A 24,863-nucleotide genomic window follows, 5' to 3' on the forward strand; every position below is an offset into this window, starting at 1 on the left:
TAGTATTATGCCCTTAAATTAATATGAGCACAAAGGTAGTTAAGAAGATTTCAGTAAAAAATAAACTAGCTTAAGAAATGTTATTTTCTTTTAATTTCACTCAAGTACTCTGGAGTTAATCCTAAAAAGCTCGCTAATAAATATTGAGGGACTCGTTGTACAAATTCAGGGAATTCTTCTTGAAATCTAAAGTACATTTCTTCTTTAGAGTAGCTGTTGATGTATTTTTTAAAACACTTTCAGACATTTGTTAGTGTGATGTTGAAGTGTAAAAATACGAACTTTTAGAATGATTTTTTTATGATTGTTGTTGAGTGAGGTTTGTTGATAATAATTCTCGTAAATATTTTACCTCTCCTTTATTTCCTATTCCTTTCATTTCAATTAAATCTCCATTTTTTTTATAGATAGTAAGTAAGGAATCTTTACGTGATTCTGCGCCAGAGCGAATAATAGCATTGAGAAGGAAAATAGTTAAAGAGAACTTGCTTGGGATAAATCGAATATCACTAATTTCAGAATAGCGAATATATTGTTTTGAAGCTGATATTTTAAGAAGGTTTGAATGGGATATTTCAATGCCTCTGCTGTCAGCTGTAATTGTATAGGCTTCATCACTTACAAGTAATTGAAAGGATATTATAAGTATACAAATACCGTAAATACTGGGGTTGTCATAAAAGTTGAAAACTAAATAAGATATGATAACTAAACCTATTGTTCTTGAAATTACTCTGGTGATAGAACCTTCTTTGATTTCAATTTTTTTATCCATAATTGTAAAATACGTACAAATAAGTTGTTGGTTACAATTCTTTTTAATGACAATTGAGGATATAAACCAGTATAATACCAGAAAATATCCTCAATTGCTAATTTATTAAAAAAGAGTAAATATTTGAAGTTTAACTACCCTTTTACACTCTCAGGGTTATAACCTAAATAAGGAACTTCTTTTTCTACAAAGGTAATTCCGTAGTCTTCTAATTCTTTTAAAATAGGTTCATACACTTCTTTGTTAATCGGTAATTGTACTCCTGGAGTGGTAATTTCACCATTTAAAATACGTACGGTTGCCATGGCTACAGGTAATCCTACAGTTTTTGCCATAGCAGTATAGGTTTGATCATCACCTTTAATTACCATACTACTTTCTATCTGATGATTCTCTTCTTTGTATTGATATCCAAAAATATGATGCATAACAATCATGTCTTTATCATCTTTTTCAAGCGTCCAAGAATCCATTAATATTTTTTGTAAAATTTGAGCAGGTGTTGCGTTTTTCAACCCAACTTTTTTGTTTGGATTGAAAATGTCTAATTCAACAAACTTATCCCACATTAAATCATCTTGATCAATTTTTAAGTACGAACGGAACTTTAATTCTACTGAATCAGACGGAGAATAGGCTAAGAACAGATTGGTGAAATCACGATAGCTCATGTTTTCAGAATCTTCAATAGTATAGGTGTCATCAGTCATTCCTAATTGAACAAAAACATTCCACGCACGAGAAAAACCAACTTTACGAATGGTTCCACGATACATAGTTTTAATATCTTCTAACCCATAAATACTTCTGTATTTTAAAGAATCTCTGTTAGCATAAGCTTCAAACTTTCCACTTCCGTTAACGGTCATGAACTCCGTTCTTCTAAATAATTTATGATACGGAATGTACTTATATGTGCCTTCTTGAATAAACATAGAAGCGCCACCTTGACCTGCTAAAACCACATTTCTTGGATTCCAAGTAAATTTGTAGTTCCATAAATTTGTATCACTTTCAGGAGCTACTAACCCACCACAAAACGATTCAAATAATAACATTTTTCCGCCTTGATCTTTAATGCGATCAATGATTTGAATAGCACTCATATGGTCGATACCAGGATCTAAACCAATTTCATTCATAAAAACCAATCCTTTGGCTTTTGCTTCTTCGTCTAAAGCTTTCATTTCATTAGAAATATAAGAAGCCGTTACCATATGTTTTCCATAGGTAATACAATCTTTAGCTACTTCAATATGAAAACTAGCAGGAAGCATAGAAATTACGATATCTGCTTTTTGAATAGCATCAGCACGTTCTTCCGCATTGAAAACATCTAATTGAATTGCCGTAGCATTTTTATGGTTGTTGATTTTTGATTGTGCACTTTCTAAAGAAACGTCGCCAATAGTAATATGTAGGTTTTCTTGTGAAGATTTATCTAATAAATATTTTATAAGTGAAGAGCTCGATCTACCAGCACCAATAATCAATATATTTCTCATTTATAATGTATTTTTGTAGTGGATAATATTTGAGGCGACAATATCGCTAAAAAAGTTTAAAATTAAACAAAAACAGGATAAATGTATAAAAATTTAACAACAGCAGCGGTCTTGGGAATGATTGCTGTAATTTTAGGAGCTTTTGGAGCACATGCTTTAAAATCAAAATTAACACCTGAAGCTCTAGAGAGTTTTGAAACAGCAGTTCGATATCAGTTTTTTCATGTGTTGCTATTGCTTTTCGTAAACATGTACACAGAGTTTACCAATAAAGAAAAAAACAGGATAAGTTATTTTTTAATAGCAGGAATTTTATTGTTCTCAGGGTCTATTTATCTAATCTACTTATTAAGTGTACCAGCAAAGTCAATTTGGTTTGTAACACCTTTAGGCGGAGTGCTATTAATTGTTGGTTGGGGATTACTAGCGTATAACTTTTTTAAAAGAGTTGTTAAAAATTAAAGTAGATAAAATCTTTTATTGATATAGCTGTTTAATCAAAAAGAACTATTTTTGTCCAAAATTAAACACAACTAAAATTTTTTAAGATGACAAATCTTGATACGAAAACGATATCGTTAGATAACTTAGGCATAAAAGACGCTACGGTTCGTTATCAATTAACTTCAGACGAGTTACACGACATCACTATTGAAAAAGGACAAGGAAAAGAAACTAGTTTTGGAGCTATAGCTGTTAATACAGGTGAGTTTACAGGACGTTCTCCTATGGATCGTTTTATCGTTAAAGATGATATTACGAAAGATGAGGTATGGTGGGGAAATATCAATATTCCTTTTGATTCAGAAAAATTTGACAAGTTATACGATAAAGTAACTAATTATTTATCAAATAAAGAAGTATTTGTACGTGACAGTTATGCATGTGCAGATGAAGATTATAAATTAAATATTCGTGTAGTAAACGAATATCCTTGGAGTAACATGTTTGCTTACAACATGTTTTTACGTCCAACAGCTGAGGAGTTAAAAACTTTTACTCCAGAATGGACAGTAATTAACGCTCCAGGTTTTATGGCAGATCCGGAAGTAGATGGAACTCGCCAACATAATTTTGCAATCTTAAACTTCGGAAAGAAAATCGCATTAATTGGTGGTACAGGATATACAGGAGAGATTAAAAAAGGTATTTTCTCTGCGTTAAACTTTATTTTACCAGTATTTAAAAATACCTTACCAATGCACTGTTCTGCAAACGTTGGTAAAGATGGAGATACGGCTATTTTCTTCGGATTATCAGGAACAGGTAAAACTACCTTATCTACCGATCCTAACCGTAGTTTAATTGGTGATGATGAGCATGGTTGGACTGCAGAAAACACAATCTTTAACTTTGAAGGTGGATGTTACGCAAAAGTAATCGACTTATCTCAAGAAAAAGAACCAGAAATTTACGGAGCTATCAAAAGAGGAGCAATCCTTGAAAATATCGTAATGGATGATAAAGGAAACGTTGATTTTGCTGATACTTCTATCACGCAAAATACACGTGTAAGTTATCCGATTTACCATATTGAAAATATTCAAACTCCATCAATTGGTAAAAACCCTAAGAACATCTTCTTCTTAACAGCAGATGCTTTTGGTGTATTGCCTCCAATCTCAAAATTAACACCAGGTCAAGCGGCTTATCACTTCATTTCTGGTTATACAGCTAAAGTAGCAGGTACAGAAGCAGGTGTAACAGAGCCACAACCAAGTTTCTCGGCATGTTTTGGTGCGCCATTTATGCCATTACACCCAACTCGTTACGCAGAAATGTTAAGCGAAAAAATGAAAAGAAACAGGTGTAAACGTTTGGTTAGTAAACACAGGTTGGACAGCAGGACCTTACGGAGTTGGTCACAGAATGAAACTAAAGTACACGCGTGCAATGATTAATGCAGCGTTAAACGGAGAATTAGGAAGTACTCCTGAAGATTTCAGAATCCACTCTGTATTTGGATTAGCGCAACCAAGAACGTGCCCAGGAGTTCCAGACGAGTTGTTAAGTCAACGTAAAGCTTGGGATAACGACGAAGAATATTACAAAACTGCACATAAATTAGCAGATTCGTTTAGAAACAACTTTAAGAAGTTTGAAGAATATGCGAATGATGAAATTTTAGCGGGAGGTCCTCCAGCAGCAGAAAAATAAAACTTTAAAAAGCATCCAAATCGGATGCTTTTTTTATGCGTAAATACTATGTATTTTAGCATAGCTAAATAGTAAGACATGATAGTACAAGGAAATATAGTTGATATACAAACCAAGAGGATTTTTAAAGGTGAAGTTGAGGTTAAAGAAGGAAAGATTATTCAGATTAGAGAAGTTAACCATGCTGTAGAAAATTATATTTTACCTGGATTTATCGATGCGCATATTCATATAGAAAGTTCTATGTTGGTGCCGTCCGAGTTTGCAAAAATAGCCGTAACGCATGGTACGGTAGCAACGGTGTCTGACCCGCATGAAATAGCCAATGTGTTAGGTGTAAAAGGTGTGGACTTCATGATTGAGAATGGAAAAAAAGCCCCGTTAAAATTCAATTTTGGAGCACCATCCTGTGTGCCTGCGACTTCTTTTGAAAGTGCAGGGGCGGTGATTGATTCAGAAGATATCAAAAAAATGATGCAGAATCCTGATATCAAATATTTAGCAGAAATGATGAATTACCCAGGAGTCATTTATCAAGATGAGGAAGTGTTGAAAAAAATCGCTTGGGCAAAACATTACAACAAACCAGTTGATGGACATACGCCAGGATTAAGAGGTGAAGATTTAGATAAATATATAGCGGCAGGAATCTATACCGATCACGAATGTTTTACCTATGAAGAAGGATTAGAGAAGCTGCAAAAAGGAATGAAAGTCATCATTCGAGAAGGAAGTGCTGCGAAAAATTTTGAAACGTTAATCGATTTACTTCCTGAATATTATGAGAATATGATGTTCTGTTCCGATGATAAACATCCTGATGATTTGTTGTTAGGGCATATTAACCAGTTATGTGAGCGTGCTATAGCTAAAGGGATGGATGTCTATAAAGTATTACAGGCTGCTTGTATAAATCCTGTAGAGCATTACAATCTCGATGTTGGGACTTTAAATGAAGGAGATGATGCCGATTTTATTGTGGTGAAAGACTTACAAAAGTTTGAAGTGCTACAAACCTATATTAATGGAGAATTAGTGGCTGAAAATGGAAAATCATTTGTAGCGCATGTGGATTTTGAAGTGTTGAATAATTTTGACACTGATAAAAAAAATGTTGCTGATTTCGAGTTTCATTCAGCATCTGAAAAGATTCGAGTGATTGAAGCTTTAGATGGAGAATTAGTGACAAATGAAATAGAAGCAGATTCGTTAATTAAAGATGGGAATTTAGTTTCTGATGTAGCAAACGATGTGCTAAAAATGACCGTAGTTAACCGTTATAAAAGTGCGGAGCCTTCTATAGCTTTTATTAAAAACTTCGGATTAAAAGAAGGAGCAATAGCAAGTTCAGTAGGGCATGATTCTCACAATATTATTGCAGTTGGCGTATCGGATGAATTGATATGTAAAGCGGTAAACTTATTGATTGAAAATAAAGGAGGGGTTTGCGCGGTAACATCTTTAGAAGAAAAAGTTGTTCCGCTTCCTGTGGCAGGAATCATGTCAGATAAACCAGCTATTGAAATAGGGAAAGCCTATGCAGAGTTGGATGCGATGGCAAAACAATTAGGGAGCAAATTACGAGCTCCGTACATGACCTTATCTTTTATGGCATTGTTGGTAATTCCATCCTTAAAACTATCAGACAAAGGGTTGTTTGATGGAAACACATTTAAATTTACTTCTTTAGAAGTTAAATAAACGAGAGTTTGAAGACAGAAAAAATTATATTAGGTATTGACCCAGGAACCTCCATTATGGGGTTTGGAATTATAAAGGTGGTAGGAAAAAAGATGGAATTTGTTCAAATGAATGAATTGCTCTTAAAAAAATACGATGATCATTACTTAAAATTGAAAATCATTTTTGAGCGTACTATTGAGTTGATAGATACCTATAATCCAGATGAAATAGCCTTAGAAGCCCCTTTTTTTGGAAAGAATGTACAATCCATGTTAAAACTAGGACGTGCACAAGGAGTAGCCATGGCAGCAGGATTGTCGCGTCAAATTCCTGTAACGGAGTATGCTCCTAAGAAAATAAAAATGGCAATTACAGGTAAAGGTACCTCTAGTAAAGAACAAGTAGCGTTAATGCTAAAATCGCTATTAAACTTAAAAGAGTTGCCTAAAAACTTAGATGCCACTGATGGTTTGGCAGCTGCCGTATGTCATTACTATAATTCAGGAACTAAAGTTGGAGGTAAAAACTATACAGGTTGGGCAGCGTTTGTAAAACAGAACCCAGGAAAAGTAAAATATGGGAGTAAAAGTTACATATTTATGGAAGAGAATACTACAAAGTTACAAAGTTCCTCCCCTTCGGGGAGGTTAGGAGGGGCTTGTGGAATTTATCTACATATCCCATTTTGTAAGCAAGCGTGCTATTATTGCGATTTTCACTTTTCTACATCTTTAAAAAAGAAAGAAGAGTTAGTTGCTTGCTTAGTAAAAGAGCTAGAATTACGAAAGGAAGAACTACAAAATGAAGAGATAGAAACCATCTATTTTGGAGGAGGAACTCCAAGTTTATTGTCTATTCAAGAAATAGAGTTGTTACTGACATCTATCTATGAAAATTATACAGTAGTAACAAATCCAGAAATTACTTTAGAGGCCAACCCAGATGATTTATCAGAAGAAAAAATAATAGAATTGTCTAAAACTCCTGTTAATCGTTTAAGTATCGGAATTCAATCTTTTTTTGAAGAAGATTTACAATTAATGAACCGTGCTCATAATGCACAAGAAGCAAAAGATTGCCTGTTAGCTGCCACTGGCAGCTTTGATAATATTACCATTGATTTGATTTACGGAGTTCCAAATATGAGTAATGAACGCTGGAAAGAAAATCTGCAAATAGCTTTTGATTTCGGTATTAATCATATTTCATCCTATGCGCTTACTGTTGAGCCAAAAACGGCTTTAGATTCTTTTATTAAGCAAGGAAAGTATCCTGATGTTGACGAAACGGTAGCCAAAGAACATTTTGATATTTTGGTAGCAGAAACAGCTAAAAACGGATTTATACACTACGAAATTTCCAACTTTGGAAGACCGAACTATTTTTCAAAACACAATATGAGTTATTGGTTAGGAAAAAAATATATAGGAATAGGCCCTTCAGCACATTCGTTTAATAAAACACACCGTAGTTGGAATGTAGCGAATAATGCAAAATATATCAAAGCAATTCATGAAGGAAAACTCCCTTTAGAGCAAGAGAAACTCACCATAAAAGATCAGTTTAATGAATATTTAATGACAGGATTAAGAACCATTTGGGGAGTGTCTCTAGAAAAAATAGCACAGGATTTTGGAGAGGAATTTAGAAAAGAACTTCTCAAAAATGCTGAGAAGTTTATTGCTCAAGGTTTATTAGTTATTACAAATGAAGTTTTGAAAACGACAGAAAATGGAAAGTTCTTAGCAGATGGGCTTGCTTCAGAGCTATTTATTATTTAATTATATTTGGGTATGATAGCAACTATTGAATACAATTCAAAAAAATATAAAATTGATTTATCAAAACCACTTGATATTTCAATAGCGATTGATACAACCAAGGAGAATGTAAATGCTTGGTATCTTGACGATCCTAAAATATTTCCAGTTTCAGATGGAGCTTGGACAGGAAGTGTTCAGCAAGGAGCAGATGTGAATTTTAATAACATACAGTTCAATCCGCATTCACATATCACACACACAGAGTGTGTAGGACATATTACTGAAGAAGTACATTCAATAAATAAGAATTTAGAAAAGTTTTTCTTTCTGGCAGAAGTAGTTACTATTGCTCCAGAACAAGTAGAAAACAAAGACTTTGTGATTTCTAAAAAGCGGCAACTGCAATATGCTTTAGGAAATAAAAAAAGAGATGCTATTGTAATTAGAACAATTCCGAATTTATCAGAAAAAAAATCGATGCGATATTCTCATACCAATCCGCCTTATTTGTTAGAAGAAGCTGCAGAGTACCTCAAAGAAAAAGGAATAGAGCATTTGTTGATTGATTTACCTTCGGTAGATAAAGAGAAGGACGAAGGAAAGTTACTAGCACACAATGCTTTTTGGGATACAAAAGGAGCGATTAGAATGCAGGCAACCATTACCGAGTTTATTTATGTGTCAAATAAAATTAAGGATGGAACCTATTTTTTAAACCTAATGATAGCGCCGTTTGAAAATGATGCTACGCCAAGCAAACCAGTGCTTTACGAAATTATTTAACCTTTTTTGTGTTGATGTAATTATTTTTTTACTAGTTTTACAATTCAATAATTAAGAAAATGACAATTTTTAATACATATAAGCAATGTAAATCGACTGTGGTGAGACACAGGACAGATCGGGCTATGTATGTATTATAATTATGTTTATATAAAATATAACGATAATAAAAAGTCCGACTTCATAGTCGGACTTTTTATTTTTATATCAACAATCAACAATCAACACCAAACCACATGAAAAAACTTTATTTTAATTATTTAGATACTTTCAAAGGTCTCTCAAGCGAAGTATGGTGGCTCGCTTTAATAACTTTAATAAACAGAGCAGGTACAATGGTAATTCCGTTTATGTCATTGTATTTGAGAGAAAGTTTACATTTTTCCTTAAAAGATGTAGGTTGGATTATGACTTGCTTCGGGGTAGGTTCTGTTGTAGGATCTTGGTTAGGAGGAAAATTAGCAGATAAAATAGGTTTTTATAAAGTAATGAAAACCAGTTTGTTTTTAACAGGATTACTTTTTATAGCCTTACAATTTGTAGATACTTTTTGGGGATTTTGTCTTGGTATTTTTTTGGTAATGCTAGTTGCAGATACTTTTAGACCTGCCATGTTTGTGGCTTTAAATACCTATAGTAAACCAGAAAATAAAACACGTTCGGTAACCTTAATTCGTTTGGCAATTAATTTAGGTTTTTCTGCAGGTCCCGCTGTTGGAGGATTAATAATAACCTCAATGGATTATAGCGGATTGTTTTGGGTAGATGGAATAACTTGTGTTTTAGCAACTATACTATTGGTAAATGTTTTGCATCCTAAAAAAGCAAGAGTATTAGATGAAATAAAGGCAGAAAATCCACAATCGGTATTTTCTGATAAGGCTTTTTGGGTATTCTTTGTAGGAATGTTTGTTTTTGGATTTATCTTCTTACAATATTTTTCTACCATGCCAATCTATTATAAAGATGTACATCATTTAACAGAATTAGAAATAGGAATGTTATTGGGAATGAATGGATTTTTCATTTTTCTATTAGAAATGCCACTGATTACTTGGTTAGAAAAAAGTAAGTATTCCAAAGAGTTTTTAATGTTTTTTGGCTTACTACTTACAGGGTTGAGCTTTGTAGTAATCAATCTAATTGGTTGGGTAGGAATTTTAATTGTTGGAATGTTGTTAATGACTATTGGAGAAATGATTGCATTCCCTTTTTCAAATGCCTTTGTGATGGAGCGCGCCAAAAAAGGAAATCAAGGAGAATATATGGCATATTATAGTATTGCGTTTTCAATGTCTCATATTTTTGCTCATAATTCAGGAATGCAATTAATCGATAATTTCGGATTTAATAATACATGGAATTTTATGATTGTAATATCAGGAATTGGGGTGTTGTTTTTATTCATGTTGATGCGAATTATAAAAAAGGAAAAGAAAAGTAGTTTTGAAGTTGAAATTAATCCATCAATAAACCTAGAAAAAACAGCATAGTTAAACCGATTAAAATACAGAAGTTTTATCTTTGAAGCTTTTATCAAAGAATACTAAACAAAAGTACATTATGAATATACAAGACGCACAAAAACAAGTAGATGAATGGATTAAAAACCATGGAGTTCGTTACTTTAATGAGCTAACAAACATGGCGCAATTAACTGAAGAAGTAGGTGAGGTTGCACGAATTATTGCGCGTCGTTATGGTGAACAAAGCGAAAAAGAAAGTGATAAAAATAAAGATTTAGGAGAAGAGTTAGCGGATGTAGTTTTTGTAGTGTTATGTTTAGCAAATCAAACAGGAGTGAATCTACAAGAGGCGTTTGATAAGAAATTAGATTTAAAAACCAAACGTGACCACGATCGTCATCATAACAACGAAAAATTACAATAAATGAGTCTTATAAAAAATATACAAAAAGGAAGCTTTTGGATCAATGTAATAAAAGTAGGAATCCCGTTTTTAGTGGTTGTAGCATTGTTTTCTCTGTTATTTAAAACAGGAGGCGCTATTTTTTCTGGGGACTTTGAAACTGTTTATAATGTGCATTTTGCAAACAAACAATGGATTCGTTTTTGGTTAAGCAAAATTGTTATTACGGTAATTTATAGTATGTACATAGTTAATAAAAGAATGAAGTAATATGCGTTTTGAAAAACTAGAAGAAAAACTAAATAAGAATATTGAAGAAGAAACCGAATTGGTCAACAAAATATCCTTAATAAGATATCTACTTATTTATGTGCCATTATTGTTTTTAATGTTTGGAGTAGCAAATTTTTTAACGAGTATTGTTTTTGAAAGTATAGTTTTTGATTGGAAACAAGTACTTTTTCAGGCAGTATTTTTTAGTGTATTCTTTAGAGTTTTTCATTATATAAGAAAAGGATGGAATGAAGGATGGAAAAATAAATAAGCAATGAATTTACAACTCAGTACAAATACTCAGAAAATAACTTCTGAAATAACGATATCAGGCTCAAAAAGTGAATCAAATAGATTGTTGATTTTACAGCAATTATATCCCAATTTACAGATAGAAAATTTATCAGACTCAGATGATACACACCATTTACAAGAAGCGTTAACTTCTGATGATACAGTTGCAGACATTGGACATGCAGGAACTGCGATGCGTTTTTTAACTGCTTTTTTTGCAGCACAAGAAGGTATTACAAAAATATTGCAAGGTTCAGACCGTATGCATAATCGACCAATTGAAATCTTGGTTAATGCGCTTCGTGATTTAGGAGCAGATATAGAATATGTAGAAAAAGAAGGATATCCGCCACTCAAAATATCAGGAAAAAAACTAATAAAGGATAAAGTTTCAATTAATGGAAATGTAAGTAGTCAATATATTTCAGCATTAATGCTAATTGCTCCAAGTTTACAAAACGGATTGGAGATTGAGTTGGTAGGCAAAATTACTTCAGTTCCCTATATCAATATGACCTTGCAGTTGTTACATCAATTAGAAATTGAAGCTGAGTTTGGAGGACAGGTTATTAAAATAAAACCTAAATCAACAGTAGAGAAACAAACAATTGTTGTAGAGTCTGATTGGAGTTCGGCATCTTATTTTTATTCGATGATTGCATTGAGTGATGTAGGTTCTTCTGTAAAGTTATCAGCGTATAAAAAAGACAGTTTGCAAGGCGATTGTTGTTTGGCAAAGATTTATCAACATTTTGGAGTAAGTACCACTTTTGAAAAAAACTCTATCAGATTAACTAAAGAAGGACAACATAATTCAAATGTGTTAGAGCAAGATTTAAAAAGTGCTCCAGACATTGCTCAAACCATTGCAGTTACTTGTTTCGGATTAGGAATAGCTTGCGATTTATCAGGATTACATACATTAAAAATCAAAGAAACAGATCGCTTAGAAGCTTTACGTGAAGAATTAACAAAATTAGGAGCGATTATTTCTGTAACTAATGAGAGTTTACATTTAAAAGCTTCCGAAGAAATTAAAGAAAATATTCAAATAGCAACCTATAACGATCATCGAATGGCAATGGCATTTGCACCATTAGCTTTAAAAGTTCCGATAGAAATTTTAGAAGCTGAGGTGGTAACAAAATCATATCGAAGCTTTTGGAAAGATATGGCTATTGTTGGAATAAAAAGTGAAGAGATAAAATAAACAGGCAATCACTTGACAACCCCTATGTTGAAATTGTATATTTGCCTCCGTTAAGAAAATTTTACAAATGAAATTATCAAATTTTGATTTTGACTTGCCAAAGGAATTATTGGCAGAATACCCATCAGAGCATAGAGATGAAGCACGTTTAATGGTATTACATCGTGATACTCAAAAAATTGAGCATAAGTTGTTTAGAGACTTAATCGATTATTTTGATGAGGGAGATGTAATGATGTTAAACAATACGAAAGTATTTCCTGCTCGTATGTACGGAAATAAAGAAAAAACAGGAGCTCGTATTGAAGTATTCTTATTACGCGAATTAAATGCTGAAAATCGTTTGTGGGATGTATTAGTAGATCCGGCAAGAAAAATAAGAATAGGAAACAAATTATTCTTTGGAGATGATGATAGTTTAGTAGCAGAAGTAATTGATAATACAACTTCTCGCGGAAGAACATTACGTTTCTTATTTGACGGCTCTTACGAAGAATTTAGACAAAAATTAATTGATTTAGGAGAAACTCCGTTACCAAAATATATCAAGCGTGAGGTAGAGCCACAAGATGAAGAGCGTTACCAAACAATATTTGCTAAGCACGAAGGTGCGGTAGCAGCTCCAACAGCAGGACTACACTTTTCTAAGCACTTAATGAAACGCTTAGAGATTAAAGGAGTAGATTTTGCTGAAACTACTTTACACGTTGGATTAGGAACTTTTAATCCTGTGGAAGTAGAAGATTTATCTAAGCATAAAATGGATTCTGAGCAAATCATTATCCCTCAAACAAGTGCAGATATCGTAAACAAAGCAATAGAAGAAAAGAGAAGAGTTTGTGCTGTAGGTACTACGGTAATGAGAACAGTAGAGTCTTCTGTGTCTTCTAGCAAGCAGTTAAATGCTTATGAAGGTTGGACAAACAAGTTTATTTTCCCTCCATACGATTTTAGCATCGCTAACTGTATGGTAACAAACTTTCACACACCAAAATCTACCTTATTAATGATGGTTTCAGCATTTGCAGGTCATGATTTTATGATGGAAGCTTACCAAGAAGCAATCAAAGAAAAATATAAATTTTACTCGTACGGAGATGCGATGTTAATTTTATAAAACAACTTTTATAATCATTAGCAAAACCTCACAAGTAACTTGTGAGGTTTTGTGTATTTTTGTACCTGATGACAACGAAGAAAAAAGACATACGAGCATTAACTAAAGAACAACTACGTGATTTTTTTGTAGAGAATGGAGATAAAGCCTTTCGAGGAAATCAGGTATATGAATGGTTGTGGCATAAAGCGGCCCATTCGTTCGATGATATGACAAGTTTATCAAAAGCAACACGTCAAATGTTAGATGATAATTTTGTAATAAATCATATTGAAGTTGATGCAATGCAACGTAGTAATGATGGTACGATAAAAAATGCTATCAAATTACATGATGGGTTGATTGTAGAGTCGGTTTTAATTCCTACGGAAACAAGAACAACCGCTTGTGTGTCAAGTCAGGTAGGATGTAGTTTAGATTGTAAATTTTGTGCAACAGCGCGTTTAAAACGTATGCGTAATTTGAATGCTGATGAAATTTACGATCAGGTAGTTGCTATTGACAAGCAAAGTAGGTTATATCATAACCATAAATTATCAAATATTGTGTTTATGGGAATGGGAGAGCCTTTAATGAATTACAACAATGTTATCAAGGCAATTGATAAAATTACCTCACCAGAAGGCTTAGGAATGGCTGCTCGTAGAATTACTGTGTCTACTTCAGGAGTACCTAAAATAATAAAGAAAATGGCAGATGATGAGGTGCGTTTTAACTTAGCCGTTTCATTGCATTCAGCCATAGAAGAAGTTCGAACTTCGATTATGCCATTTAACGCTACATTTCCACTGAAAGATTTACGCGAAGCATTGGAATATTGGTATGAAAAAACCAAACGAAAAGTAACTTATGAGTATGTAGTTTGGAACGGAATTAACGATCGAAAAGAGGATATCAATGCGTTGGTTGAATTCTGTAAATACATTCCGTGTAAAGTTAATTTAATTGAATACAACCCGATTGATGATGGCGAGTTTCAACAAGCTTCTGAAAGAGCTATCAATAACTACATTTCTAATTTAGAAATGAATGATATTGTGGTGAATGTACGTCGTTCTAGAGGTAAAGATATTGATGCTGCTTGCGGGCAATTAGCGAATAAAAGTTAGGTATTTATTTCTTACATTTGCTAGCCATGAAGCCAGTAGAGCAAATAAAACTTCCCATAGCAAAAGAAATGGAACTCTTTGAAACTAAGTTCAAAGATTCGATGCTATCTAAAATCCCATTATTAAACAGAATTACGTATTATATCGTTCGTAGAAAAGGAAAGCAAATGCGACCAATGTTTGTGTTTTTGGTCGCAAAAATGGTTTCTAACGGAGGATTTGATGAACGTACCTATCGTGGGGCGTCAGTAGTAGAGTTAATCCATACAGCAACATTAGTACACGATGATGTGGTTGATGATAGTAATCGTCGTAGGGGATTCTTTTCAATGAATGCCTTATGGAAAAATAAAATAGCTGTTTTAGTAGGTGATTATTTACTTTCTAAAGGATTATTACTTTCTATAGATAATGAAGATTTTGACTTGCTAAAATTGATTTCGATTGCGGTACGTGAAATGAGTGAAGGGGAGTTGCTGCAGATTGAAAAAGCGCGTAAACTAGATATTACGGAGGAAGTTTATTTTGAAATTATTAGTCAAAAAACAGCAACTTTAATAGCAGCTTGTTGTGGAATTGGTGCAGCTTCTGTAGGAGCGAACAATGAAACAATCCAGCAAATGCGTAAGTTTGGAGAATACATTGGTATTGCATTCCAAATTAAAGATGATTTATTCGATTACACAGAAGATAAAATAGGGAAACCTACCGGTATAGACATTAAGGAGCAAAAAATGACACTTCCGTTAATTTATACCTTGAATAATTGCTCTAAAAAAGAAAAATCTTGGTTGATTAACTCTGTTAAAAAACACAACACGAATAAAAAGCGAGTAAAAGAGGTGATTGCCTTTGTAAAACAAAATGGTGGACTAGAATATACTACTGCTAAAATGTTGGATTATAAAAACAAAGCCTTAGCTATTTTAGATAATTATCCAGACTCTGACTACAAAAAATCACTACTTCAAATGATTGATTATGTTGTGGAGCGTAAGATTTAGAAAAACTATATAAAGTAAAAACCTCGAGAATTATCTCGAGGTTTTTTTATATCTATCTGTGGCGATTCGTCACTACATCATTCCTGGCATTCCACCACCCATTGGAGGCATTCCACCTGGGTTATCTTCTTTAATATCTACTAAAGCACATTCCGTAGTTAAGATCATACCTGCAACAGAGGCAGCATTTTCTAACGCTACACGAGTTACTTTCTTAGGATCAATAATACCAGCTTCTAACATATCTACGTATGTTTCAGACTTCGCATCGTATCCAAAGTTTTGATTTCCTTCTAAAACTTTATTGATAACTACAGAACCTTCTCCACCAGCGTTTTCAACAATGGTACGTAACGGAGCTTCAATTGCTCTGTTTACAATTTGAATACCTGTAGTTTCATCTAAATTATCAGTAGTGATAGTTTCTAATACTTTTTTAGCACGTACTAAAGCAACACCTCCACCAGCTACGATACCTTCTTCTACAGCAGCACGAGTAGCGTGTAAAGCGTCATCAACACGGTCTTTCTTTTCTTTCATTTCTACTTCAGAAGCCGCACCTACGTATAATACAGCAACTCCACCAGCTAATTTAGCCAAACGCTCTTGTAATTTTTCACGATCGTAGTCAGAAGTAGTCGTTTCAATTTGTGCTTTAATTTGGTTTACACGAGCTTTAATTTGTGCTTCGTCACCAGAACCATTTACAATTGTAGTGTTATCCTTATCGATTGTTACTGTTTCAGCAGTTCCTAATAACTCTAAAGTTGCATTTTCTAAAGAAAAACCTCTTTCTTCAGAAATTACAGTACCACCAGTTAAAATAGCGATGTCTTCTAACATTGCCTTTCTACGGTCTCCAAATCCAGGAGCTTTAACAGCAGCAATTTTTAATCCACCACGTAATTTGTTTACTACTAAAGTAGCCAATGCTTGTCCGTCAACATCTTCAGCAACAATTAATAAAGGTCTTCCTGATTGTGCTACTGGTTCTAAAATAGGTAAGATCTCTTGTAAGTTAGAAATCTTCTTATCGAATAATAAAATGTATGGATTTTCTAAATCAGCAATCATTTTATCAGCATCAGTTACGAAATATGGAGATAAGTATCCACGATCGAATTGCATACCTTCAACAACATCAACATACGTATCTGTTCCTTTAGCTTCTTCAACAGTAATTACACCTTCTTTTCCAACTTTACCAAAAGCTTCAGCAATTAAATTACCGATAACAGCATCGTTGTTAGAAGAAATTGAAGCTACTTGTTGAATTTTTTCAGATGAATCACCAACTTCTTTAGCTTGTTTTGCTAAATCTTCAGTAATAGCAGTTACAGCTTTATCAATACCGCGTTTTAAATCCATTGGATTTGCTCCCGCAGCAACGTTTTTTAATCCTTCTTTTACGATAGCTTGTGCTAATACAGTTGCGGTAGTAGTACCGTCACCTGCTAAGTCGTTAGTTTTAGAAGCTACTTCTTTTACCATTTGAGCTCCCATGTTTTCTAGCTCGTCTTCTAACTCTACTTCTTTAGCAACAGAAACTCCGTCTTTTGTTACGTGAGGAGCTCCGAATGCTTTAGAAATAATTACGTTACGTCCTTTAGGTCCTAAAGTTACTTTTACTGCATTTGCCAATGCATCTACTCCACGTTTTAATCCGTCGCGAGCGTCTACATCAAATTTTATATCTTTTGCCATGTTTGTTTAAGTTTTTTTGGCCGTTAGCATATAGCTTTTGGCTTAGTTTTTAATTTTTTGTTTTATTGGCTAGTAGCGAAAAGCTAATAGCAAAGAAATTTTAGATAATAGCGAAAATGTCGCTTTCTCTCATAATTAAATAATCTTTTCCTTCCAATTTAAGTTCAGTACCAGCGTACTTTCCGTATAAAACAGTATCACCAACTTTTACAGTTAAAGGTTCATCTTTTGTACCGTTTCCTACGGCTACGATAGTTCCTTTTTGTGGTTTTTCCTTTGCGTTGTCAGGAATAATGATTCCTGATGCTGTAGTAGTTTCTGCTGCAGCTGGTTCAACAAGAACTCTGTCTGCTAAAGGTTTAATGTTTAATCCCATTTTATATATTTTGATTGATTAAATTAAAATTACTGCTTAATTTTTGTCAGAAATTATGCCATTGATTTTTTGCTGACAATTTTTCTAAGAGCTTAGGTTTATATATAAAAAAAATGCCAACGTGTCATTTACGTTGGCATTTTTTATGTTTTTATTACAAACTACTGAGCGCTGTCTTTAACAGTATCTGTCGCTGCTGGAGTAGCAGGAGTAGTTGTAGTTTCAATATTGTTTAAAGTGTCATCTAACTGAGGAGTATCAGCTGCATTACCTCTTGGAATAGCAAAGTTTGCTAATAAAATTAAAGCAAACATAGTAATAGCTAATGTCCAAGTAGTTCTGTCTAAAAAGCTGTTTGTATTTTGTACACCTCCAATATTTTGAGCACCACCGCCTCCAAATGATGAAGATAATCCTCCACCTTTAGGATTTTGAACCATTACAATTAAGATTAATGCTATTGCAACAATCAATATTAAAACTAAAAGTAAAGTATACGTTGTCATCTATTTATTGTTTTGTAAAATTTGTATTCTTTTAATTTGGTCTGCAAAGAAACCACTTTTTTCTGGATATTTCAAACTTAAAATTTTATATGCTTGAATTGCGCTATCGTATTTCTTTTGTTCAAGATAAACCTTGGCTAAAGTTTCCGTAGCTAATTGGTTGCTTTGTTGGTTGTCGGCTATTTTAACATCAGTCGTAGATGTTTTATTTGGTCGGGATATTTTGGGAGCTGTTTCTATAAAACGATCAATAATAGCTTCGTGTTCAGACTTTATAGGAGTTGTTTCTTCCTCTTGCTTTTTTTCTTCTTTCTGAGGAGGAGCAATATCTCTTACAATAGTTTTTTTAGAAGATAATTGTAACCACTGATTGAAGGAAAAGGTTTCGTTTTGTGTAAAAGAAAGTGGTTTTCCGATGGCTAAATCTTCTTCGATAGTTTCAACTTCTGTTGTTTTTTTCTTCGGAAGAATTTTATCTTTTAAGCTAAGTTTTTCTTCCTTTTTAGGAGTTTCTTTAAAAGCTTCTGAAGTAATAAAGTCAAACAAAACGGTTCTATCAGTTGTATAAGCAGCTGTGATTTTTAACTCGTTATTGTATTTATAGCTTTCTTGGTTTCTTAAAACTTTTAAACGTAAAGCTCTGGCAGATTGAAAATAAGGATACTCTTGGATAAGAGCTGTGATTTCCGAAGAATTTTCTGCCGAAATTAATTCAGGTTTTTCTAAAAATTGTATGTATTTATCCTTATCCAATTAGTTTACCATTTAGCTACAGAAGCATTAAAAATATCTTGCGTAATACGCTCTATAATTTCATCTAAAGCTGTTTCTAATACCGATCCAGTTAACTGTTGGTTAGCTCCGTAATCGTAATAGAAAGAAAAACGTTTTTCAAAATTATCTTTTTCTTCAAGAGCATTCACAAAGTTTACATTCACAGAAATTGTTAATCTGTTTTGAGCTGCAGTTTGTTGTGCAGTAGCACTCATAGGAGTAATGCGATAATCGACAATTTCACCTGAAAAATGCAAGTCTCCTCCAGCTTTAATTAACGTTAAATTGGTTTGACGAGTAAAGAGGTCTTGTAAATCTTGTGTGAACTTTTGGCTAAGTATTGGTTCAACTAAAGGTGCCTGATTTGAGAAAAAATCAACTTGGATTGTTTTCGCATTTCCTGTGTTACCACCCGTAAAAGAGTAAGCACCACAACCAATAATGGTAGTTAAACCAATAAATAAAGACAGTATATAAAGAGTTTTTTTCATTTGAAATTGTGAGTGAGTTGTAAAAATAAACAAATTAGCTTATAAGTCGTATTGTTTAATTTTTCGGTATAGAGTTCGTTCAGAAATCCCTAATTCTTTCGCTGCTAACTTACGTTTTCCGTTGTTTTTTTCGAGCGATTTACGTATCATTTCAATTTCTTTGTCTTGTAATGACAAGCTTTCATCTTCCTCAATAGTTTCAGCATAATCATAATCATCTTGAGGTTGAGAAACTTTAGGAAGTTGAACTACTTCAACATTTGAAACTTCTGATAAATCTTGATCCTGATAAATACGTTCAATTAATCGATGATTTTCTTCTTGTACTTCCTCTAAATTACCACTCTGCATTAAATCGAGTGTTAACTTTTTTAAGTCGTTGATATCATTACGCATGTCGAACAAAATTTTATACATAATATCTCGTTCGGTAGCAAAATCTGATTGACTGGTTGATTTTCCTCCAACAATAGCAGGTAAATTACTTCGATTATCAGGTAGGTATTGAACTAATTTTTCTGGAGTGATTAATCTATCTTCCTCAACAATAGATATTTGTTCCGCAATATTTTTTAACTGACGAATGTTTCCAGGAAAACTATAGTTTAATAAAATTCTTACAGCATTTTCGTCCAATCGAATGGTTGGCATTCGGTATTTTTGAGCAAAATCGGCTGCAAATTTTCTAAATAACAAGTGAATATCTTCTCCACGATTTCTCAATGCAGGCAAAGAAATTTCTATAGTACTTAAACGATAATATAAATCTTCTCTAAATTTTTCTTTAGCAATAGCTTCTTGCATATTTACGTTGGTTGCAGCAACAATACGCACGTTTGTTTTTTGTACTTGAGAAGAACCAACTTTAATAAACTCACCATTTTCTAACACACGTAACAAACGCACTTGGGTAGTTAAAGGAAGTTCACCTACTTCGTCTAAAAAAATGGTTCCTCCATCAGCTACTTCAAAATACCCTTTACGGGTTTGTGTAGCTCCTGTAAACGCCCCTTTTTCGTGTCCGAATAATTCACTATCTATAGTTCCTTCAGGAATCGCACCACAGTTAACAGCAATGTATTTTGCATGTTTTCTGTGTGACAGTTGATGAATAATTCTCGGGATATTTTCTTTTCCAACACCGCTTTCTCCAGTAACAAGTACTGAAATATCGGTAGGAGCCACTCGAATCGCGTGTTTTATAGCTTGTAAATTTTCCATTTCTTTCTTTAGAATAGAGAAAAAAGAACAGAGAGAAAAGATTGTGTCTTTTTTCTTTTCTCTTGACTCTCTTTTCTAAAAATTAGTTATTGTCAGAATACCCAACAGCTGTACCTTTTAAGGTAGTGGATGTACAATCGTCAATACGAACATTTACAAAATCACCCATTTTATAATTTTCTTTAGGGAAAACTACCACGGTATTTTGTGTATTACGACCTTTCCACTCGTTAGGATTCTTTTTTGATGTTCCTTCAATCAATACTTCTTGAACTTGACCAAGGTTTTCTTTTGTTCTGTATAAACTGTGCTCTTGCTGTAAATCGATGATTTCTTGTAAACGACGTTTTTTAGTTTCTAACGGAACATCATCTTCCATTTTTTTAGCAGCTAAGGTTCCAGGTCTTTCAGAGTAGGCAAACATAAATCCGAAGCTATATTTTACATGCTCCATTAATTCTAAAGTATCTTTATGATCTTGCTCTGTTTCTCCACAGAAACCTGCAATCATATCTTGACTTAAAGCCATTTCAGGGATAATTTTGTAAATATTATCAACCAACTCCATATATTCTTCACGAGTATGTTGACGATTCATCGCCTCAAGCATTGCGTTACTTCCACTTTGAACAGGTAAGTGAATGTATTTACAAATATTTTTGTGTTTCGCCATTACGTGAATTACATCCAATGTCATATCCTGCGGATTTGAGGTAGAAAAACGGAAACGCATTTTTGGGAATTCAGTAGCACACATATCTAACAACTGAGCGAAATCTACTGCAGAAGCTTGTGCTAATTCAGAAGCTTTTTTGAAATCTTTTTTCAATCCACCACCATACCATAAATAGGAATCAACATTTTGACCTAGTAACGTAATTTCCTTGAAGTTTTTTTCTTGCATACTGCGAATTTCTTCAATAATACTCTTTGGATCACGACTACGCTCACGACCACGAGTAAAAGGAACTACACAGAATGTACACATGTTATCGCAACCACGAGTAATAGATACAAAGGCAGAAACTCCGTTAGAGTTTAAACGTACAGGAGAAACATCAGCATAGGTTTCTTCTTTCGATAAAATTACATTTACTGCATCACGCCCAGCATCAACTTCTTCAATTAAATTAGGTAAATCACGATAAGCATCAGGACCCACAACCAAATCAACGATTTTTTCCTCCTCTAAAAATTTCTCTTTTAATCGCTCTGCCATACAACCAAGTACTCCAACTTTCATAGTTGGATTTACCTTTTTAACAGCGTTGTATTTTTGAAGTCTGTTACGAACTGTGGTTTCAGCTTTTTCACGAATAGAGCAAGTGTTTACCAGTACCAAATCAGCATCTTCTAAATTTTGAGTGGTGTTAAAACCTTGTTCTGCTAAAATTGACGCCACAATTTCGCTATCGTTCATATTCATTTGACAACCATAGCTTTCTATAAAAAGCTTTTTTGTTGTTTCCTTCTTTGTGTTCTGTAACAAGGGCTTTTCCTTGTTGTTTCTCATCAATTATTTTTTCTACGTGTTCCATAAATCCTAAAATCGTGCTAAATAGGGTGCAAATATACAACCAAAAAGTATTATTTGTGACAAATTGACATGGATAGTTTTGTTTAATAAAAGGTAAAGTTTTACTAAAAATTAAACATTAAAAAAAAACTATATACTTTTGCAAACTGAATTATACCTATATTAATAAGGTGTAAAGTGATAATGAGATAAAGACGTATGGCAAAAAATTTAGTAATAGTTGAGTCACCTGCTAAGGCAAAAACAATAGAAAAGTTTTTAGGAAAAGATTTTCAGGTTGAATCGAGTTTTGGACACATTGCAGACTTACCATCTAAGGAATTAGGGGTAAATGTAGAAGGAGATTTTAAACCAAAATATATAGTTTCTACCGATAAAAAAGCGGTAGTAAAAAAACTAAAAGATTTAGCAAAGAAAGCAGAAACTGTTTGGTTAGCTTCCGATGAGGATCGCGAGGGAGAAGCTATTGCATGGCATTTAGCAGAACAATTAAAACTAAAGGAGGAAAACACAAAACGTATTGTTTTTAACTCAATTACGAAGCAAGCAATTTTAAAGGCAATTGAAAATCCACGTACTATTAATTATAATTTAGTAGATGCGCAACAAGCACGACGTGTGTTAGATAGAATTGTAGGTTATGAGTTATCTCCAGTATTATGGAGAAAAGTAAAACCTGGTTTATCGGCAGGTAGAGTTCAGTCAGTAGCAGTACGTTTAATTGTAGAGCGCGAACGTGAGATAGAAAGTTTTGAAACAGAAGCTTCTTATCGTGTAGATGCAGAGTTTGTAAACGCTGAAGGGAAAAAGTTTAAAGCAAAGTTAGCAAAGAACTTTTCAACCAAAGAAGAAGCAGAAAAATTCTTAAACTCTTGTGCAGATGCAGCGTTTTCGGTAGCAGATTTACAACAAAAACCAGCAAAGAAATCACCAGCACCACCATTTACAACGTCAACATTGCAACAGGAAGCATCTAGAAAGCTAGGTTTTCCAGTGGCAAAAACGATGATGATGGCGCAACGTTTATATGAAGCGGGGTTGATAACTTACATGAGAACAGATAGCGTTAATTTATCTGATGATGCTAAAAATGCAGCGCAAGAAGAAATTATAGCTTCTTACGGAGAGGAATACAGCAAGCCACGTAATTTTTCAACCAAAACAAAAGGAGCACAAGAGGCGCACGAGGCGATTCGTCCTACAGATATGACACGTCACGAGGTTTCTGTAGATTATGATCAAGATAGACTATATAGTTTAATTTGGAAACGTACGCTAGCTTCACAAATGAGCGAAGCACAATTAGAACGTACAGTTGTGAAAATTGACAATACAAAAAACAAGAAGCAGTTTACAGCAAATGGAGAGGTAATTACTTTTGAAGGTTTCTTAAAAGTGTATTTAGAAGGTACAGATAATGAAGATGAAGAGCAAGCAGGAATGTTACCTAAGATGGAAGTAAATGAATCATTAATAAACGAATTAATTACAGCAACAGAACGTTACACGCGTCCGCCAGCAAGATATACCGAAGCTGCTTTGGTAAAACAGTTAGAAGAGTTAGGTATAGGACGTCCGTCAACCTATGCACCAACAATTTCAACGATTCAAAGAAGAGAGTATGTTGAAAAAGGAACTGTTGAAGGAAAAGAAAGAAATTATATCCAGCTAAGTTTAGCAAATCAACTAGTATCTGAGCAAGTTTTAACAGAACGAGTAGGTTCTGATAAAGGAAAATTAGTTCCGACAGATATAGGAAATATTGTAAATGATTTCTTAGTAGCTAATTTTGAAACAATTTTAGATTACGGCTTCACTGCTAAAGTTGAAAACGAATTTGATGAAATTGCTGAAGGAAATGAGGATTGGACAGCAATGATTAAAGATTTCTACAAAAACTTTCATGTGGTTGTAGAAGATGTTGCAGCGAATGCAGAAAGAGCAAAAGGAGAGCGTTTGTTAGGTATAGATCCTGAAAGTGGTAAAAATGTATATGTACGTTTAGGTCGTTACGGAGCAATGGTTCAGATTGGTGAAGCTACCGATGAAGAAAAGCCACGTTTTGCGAGCTTGCAAGGTGATCAAACCATGAATTCTATCACTTACGAAGAAGCAATGGACTTGTTTAAGTTGCCAAAAGTTTTAGGTGATTATGAAGGTATGGAAGTAGAAGTAGCAAACGGTCGATTTGGCCCTTACATTAAATTCGATGGAAAATACGTGTCGCTTGACAAAGATGAAAACCCTATGTCGGTAGATATGGACAGAGCCATTGAATTAATTGAAGCTAAACGTAAAGCAGATGCTCCTATTGGTGAGTACGAAGGAATGCCAATTCAAAAAGGAGTTGGTCGATTTGGACCTTTTATCAAGTGGAATTCAATCTTCATCAACGTTAACAAAAAATACGATTTTGATAATTTAAGTCAGTCAGATTTAGAAGAGTTAATCGAAGACAAAAAGAAAAAAGAACGCGAAAAACTAATTCATAATTTTGAAGAAGTAGGTATTCGAGTTGAAAAAGCACGTTGGGGTCGTTTTAATGTAATTAAAGGTAAAATAAAGATTGAATTACCTAAAACTACAGAGATTGAGAAGTTAACGCAAGAAGAGGTGGTTAAGATGATAGAGGCAAAAACTCCAAAAAAGAAAACCGCAAAGAAGAAAGTAACCAAAAAGAAATAAAGAAGCGTTCTATAAAAAATAGTTTGC

General features: G+C 33.6%; 21 protein-coding genes and 4 pseudogenes. 15 read left to right on the forward strand and 10 right to left on the reverse strand.

Translation table 11 applies throughout. The features are described from left to right. Positions 1–80: 80 nt before the first annotated feature. The 3 genes and pseudogenes from OU788_RS04495 to OU788_RS04505 form a co-directional block, all read right to left on the reverse strand. Positions 81–209 (reverse strand): annotated as a pseudogene (locus tag OU788_RS04495) (Crp/Fnr family transcriptional regulator); the annotation flags it as partial. Between the two features lie 89 nt (positions 210–298). Continuing rightward, the gene (locus OU788_RS04500; protein WP_274634051.1) at positions 299–775 is read right to left on the reverse strand and encodes a hypothetical protein; all 477 of its coding nucleotides are present in this window, start codon (positions 773–775) and stop codon (positions 299–301) included. A 134-nt stretch (positions 776–909) separates the two neighbouring features. Next, a complete protein-coding gene (locus tag OU788_RS04505; protein WP_274634052.1) occupies positions 910–2,280 on the reverse strand; it encodes a saccharopine dehydrogenase family protein in 1,371 nt (456 codons plus the stop codon). Positions 2,281–2,361: 81 nt separating this feature from the next. Between OU788_RS04505 and OU788_RS04510 the strand changes: the two genes are divergently transcribed. The 14 genes and pseudogenes from OU788_RS04510 (at position 2,362) to OU788_RS04575 (ending at position 15,542) form a co-directional block, all read left to right on the forward strand. After that, positions 2,362–2,742: a DUF423 domain-containing protein gene (locus OU788_RS04510; RefSeq protein ID WP_274634053.1), complete on the forward strand. Its 381-nt coding sequence runs from the start codon at positions 2,362–2,364 to the stop codon at positions 2,740–2,742. An 86-nt stretch (positions 2,743–2,828) separates the two neighbouring features. Next, a pseudogene (gene pckA, locus OU788_RS04515) lies at positions 2,829–4,437 on the forward strand (phosphoenolpyruvate carboxykinase (ATP)). 78 nt (positions 4,438–4,515) lie between these two features. Beyond that, positions 4,516–6,138: an adenine deaminase gene (ade, locus tag OU788_RS04520; protein ID WP_274634054.1), complete on the forward strand. Its 1,623-nt coding sequence runs from the start codon at positions 4,516–4,518 to the stop codon at positions 6,136–6,138. Positions 6,139–6,146: 8 nt separating this feature from the next. Next, a pseudogene (ruvC, locus tag OU788_RS04525) lies at positions 6,147–6,605 on the forward strand (crossover junction endodeoxyribonuclease RuvC); the annotation flags it as partial. A 114-nt stretch (positions 6,606–6,719) separates the two neighbouring features. Further along, positions 6,720–7,901: a radical SAM family heme chaperone HemW gene (hemW, locus tag OU788_RS04530; RefSeq protein ID WP_274634081.1), complete on the forward strand. Its 1,182-nt coding sequence runs from the start codon at positions 6,720–6,722 to the stop codon at positions 7,899–7,901. 12 nt (positions 7,902–7,913) lie between these two features. Further along, complete coding sequence (locus OU788_RS04535) at positions 7,914–8,666, forward strand: cyclase family protein (RefSeq protein ID WP_274634055.1); 753 nt, start codon at positions 7,914–7,916, stop codon at positions 8,664–8,666. A gap of 236 nt (positions 8,667–8,902) precedes the next feature. After that, the gene (locus tag OU788_RS04540; protein WP_274634056.1) at positions 8,903–10,159 is read left to right on the forward strand and encodes an MDR family MFS transporter; all 1,257 of its coding nucleotides are present in this window, start codon (positions 8,903–8,905) and stop codon (positions 10,157–10,159) included. 70 nt (positions 10,160–10,229) lie between these two features. Further along, on the forward strand, positions 10,230–10,556 hold the full coding sequence (locus OU788_RS04545; RefSeq protein WP_274634057.1) for a nucleotide pyrophosphohydrolase: 327 nt from the start codon (positions 10,230–10,232) through the stop codon (positions 10,554–10,556). Next, positions 10,557–10,805, forward strand: coding sequence for a hypothetical protein (locus OU788_RS04550; RefSeq protein WP_274634058.1), 249 nt, complete (start codon positions 10,557–10,559; stop codon positions 10,803–10,805). It begins immediately after the preceding gene. A gap of 1 nt (position 10,806) precedes the next feature. Next, positions 10,807–11,079: a hypothetical protein gene (locus OU788_RS04555; protein ID WP_274634059.1), complete on the forward strand. Its 273-nt coding sequence runs from the start codon at positions 10,807–10,809 to the stop codon at positions 11,077–11,079. Between the two features lie 3 nt (positions 11,080–11,082). Beyond that, the gene (locus OU788_RS04560; protein WP_274634060.1) at positions 11,083–12,312 is read left to right on the forward strand and encodes a 3-phosphoshikimate 1-carboxyvinyltransferase; all 1,230 of its coding nucleotides are present in this window, start codon (positions 11,083–11,085) and stop codon (positions 12,310–12,312) included. 67 nt (positions 12,313–12,379) lie between these two features. Next, positions 12,380–13,429 (forward strand): tRNA preQ1(34) S-adenosylmethionine ribosyltransferase-isomerase QueA, encoded by a 1,050-nt coding sequence (queA, locus tag OU788_RS04565; protein WP_274634061.1) that lies wholly within the window; start codon positions 12,380–12,382, stop codon positions 13,427–13,429. A 68-nt stretch (positions 13,430–13,497) separates the two neighbouring features. Next, on the forward strand, positions 13,498–14,538 hold the full coding sequence (gene rlmN / locus OU788_RS04570; RefSeq protein ID WP_274634062.1) for a 23S rRNA (adenine(2503)-C(2))-methyltransferase RlmN: 1,041 nt from the start codon (positions 13,498–13,500) through the stop codon (positions 14,536–14,538). Between the two features lie 26 nt (positions 14,539–14,564). After that, positions 14,565–15,542 carry a polyprenyl synthetase family protein gene (locus OU788_RS04575; RefSeq protein WP_274634063.1) on the forward strand — a complete coding sequence of 326 codons (978 nt, stop codon included), beginning with the start codon at positions 14,565–14,567 and terminating at the stop codon, positions 15,540–15,542. 72 nt (positions 15,543–15,614) lie between these two features. On the opposite strand, the gene groL is transcribed toward OU788_RS04575, so the two are convergent. The 7 genes and pseudogenes from groL to miaB all read right to left on the reverse strand — a co-directional run bounded on the left by groL (position 15,615) and on the right by miaB (position 22,152). Continuing rightward, on the reverse strand, positions 15,615–17,246 hold the full coding sequence (groL, locus tag OU788_RS04580; RefSeq protein ID WP_274634064.1) for a chaperonin GroEL: 1,632 nt from the start codon (positions 17,244–17,246) through the stop codon (positions 15,615–15,617). A 100-nt stretch (positions 17,247–17,346) separates the two neighbouring features. Continuing rightward, positions 17,347–17,622, reverse strand: a complete 276-nt coding sequence (locus tag OU788_RS04585; RefSeq protein WP_028892451.1) for a co-chaperone GroES — start codon at positions 17,620–17,622, stop codon at positions 17,347–17,349. A 161-nt stretch (positions 17,623–17,783) separates the two neighbouring features. Then, complete coding sequence (secG, locus tag OU788_RS04590) at positions 17,784–18,128, reverse strand: preprotein translocase subunit SecG (RefSeq protein ID WP_274634065.1); 345 nt, start codon at positions 18,126–18,128, stop codon at positions 17,784–17,786. Continuing rightward, a complete protein-coding gene (locus OU788_RS04595; RefSeq protein ID WP_274634066.1) occupies positions 18,129–18,881 on the reverse strand; it encodes a hypothetical protein in 753 nt (250 codons plus the stop codon). A 5-nt stretch (positions 18,882–18,886) separates the two neighbouring features. Beyond that, positions 18,887–19,393 carry an LptE family protein gene (locus tag OU788_RS04600; RefSeq protein ID WP_274634067.1) on the reverse strand — a complete coding sequence of 169 codons (507 nt, stop codon included), beginning with the start codon at positions 19,391–19,393 and terminating at the stop codon, positions 18,887–18,889. A 39-nt stretch (positions 19,394–19,432) separates the two neighbouring features. Then, entirely contained in the window at positions 19,433–20,614 is a 1,182-nt protein-coding gene (locus OU788_RS04605; RefSeq protein WP_274634068.1) for a sigma-54 interaction domain-containing protein, read from the reverse strand. A gap of 82 nt (positions 20,615–20,696) precedes the next feature. Then, positions 20,697–22,152 (reverse strand): annotated as a pseudogene (miaB, locus tag OU788_RS04610) (tRNA (N6-isopentenyl adenosine(37)-C2)-methylthiotransferase MiaB). 197 nt (positions 22,153–22,349) lie between these two features. Between miaB and topA the strand changes: the two are divergent. Then, positions 22,350–24,836, forward strand: coding sequence for a type I DNA topoisomerase (gene topA, locus OU788_RS04615; protein ID WP_274634069.1), 2,487 nt, complete (start codon positions 22,350–22,352; stop codon positions 24,834–24,836). Positions 24,837–24,863: the final 27 nt, after the last annotated feature.

Source organism: Tenacibaculum sp. L6 (genome assembly GCF_028823685.1).
Taxonomy (GTDB): domain Bacteria; phylum Bacteroidota; class Bacteroidia; order Flavobacteriales; family Flavobacteriaceae; genus Polaribacter.

Excerpts from the sequence above, each read along its gene's own strand:
- OU788_RS04500 (WP_274634051.1), bottom strand. The coding sequence starts at position 775 with ATGGATAAAAAAATTGAAATCAAAGAAGGTTCTATCACCAGAGTAATT.
- OU788_RS04505 (WP_274634052.1), bottom strand. The coding sequence starts at position 2,280 with ATGAGAAATATATTGATTATTGGTGCTGGTAGATCGAGCTCTTCACTT.
- OU788_RS04510 (WP_274634053.1), top strand. The coding sequence starts at position 2,362 with ATGTATAAAAATTTAACAACAGCAGCGGTCTTGGGAATGATTGCTGTA.
- ade (WP_274634054.1), top strand. The coding sequence starts at position 4,516 with ATGATAGTACAAGGAAATATAGTTGATATACAAACCAAGAGGATTTTT.
- hemW (WP_274634081.1), top strand. The coding sequence starts at position 6,720 with ATGGAAGAGAATACTACAAAGTTACAAAGTTCCTCCCCTTCGGGGAGG.
- OU788_RS04535 (WP_274634055.1), top strand. The coding sequence starts at position 7,914 with ATGATAGCAACTATTGAATACAATTCAAAAAAATATAAAATTGATTTA.
- OU788_RS04540 (WP_274634056.1), top strand. The coding sequence starts at position 8,903 with ATGAAAAAACTTTATTTTAATTATTTAGATACTTTCAAAGGTCTCTCA.
- OU788_RS04545 (WP_274634057.1), top strand. The coding sequence starts at position 10,230 with ATGAATATACAAGACGCACAAAAACAAGTAGATGAATGGATTAAAAAC.
- OU788_RS04550 (WP_274634058.1), top strand. The coding sequence starts at position 10,557 with ATGAGTCTTATAAAAAATATACAAAAAGGAAGCTTTTGGATCAATGTA.
- OU788_RS04555 (WP_274634059.1), top strand. The coding sequence starts at position 10,807 with ATGCGTTTTGAAAAACTAGAAGAAAAACTAAATAAGAATATTGAAGAA.
- OU788_RS04560 (WP_274634060.1), top strand. The coding sequence starts at position 11,083 with ATGAATTTACAACTCAGTACAAATACTCAGAAAATAACTTCTGAAATA.
- queA (WP_274634061.1), top strand. The coding sequence starts at position 12,380 with ATGAAATTATCAAATTTTGATTTTGACTTGCCAAAGGAATTATTGGCA.
- rlmN (WP_274634062.1), top strand. The coding sequence starts at position 13,498 with ATGACAACGAAGAAAAAAGACATACGAGCATTAACTAAAGAACAACTA.
- OU788_RS04575 (WP_274634063.1), top strand. The coding sequence starts at position 14,565 with ATGAAGCCAGTAGAGCAAATAAAACTTCCCATAGCAAAAGAAATGGAA.
- groL (WP_274634064.1), bottom strand. The coding sequence starts at position 17,246 with ATGGCAAAAGATATAAAATTTGATGTAGACGCTCGCGACGGATTAAAA.
- OU788_RS04585 (WP_028892451.1), bottom strand. The coding sequence starts at position 17,622 with ATGGGATTAAACATTAAACCTTTAGCAGACAGAGTTCTTGTTGAACCA.
- secG (WP_274634065.1), bottom strand. The coding sequence starts at position 18,128 with ATGACAACGTATACTTTACTTTTAGTTTTAATATTGATTGTTGCAATA.
- OU788_RS04600 (WP_274634067.1), bottom strand. The coding sequence starts at position 19,393 with ATGAAAAAAACTCTTTATATACTGTCTTTATTTATTGGTTTAACTACC.
- OU788_RS04605 (WP_274634068.1), bottom strand. The coding sequence starts at position 20,614 with ATGGAAAATTTACAAGCTATAAAACACGCGATTCGAGTGGCTCCTACC.
- topA (WP_274634069.1), top strand. The coding sequence starts at position 22,350 with ATGGCAAAAAATTTAGTAATAGTTGAGTCACCTGCTAAGGCAAAAACA.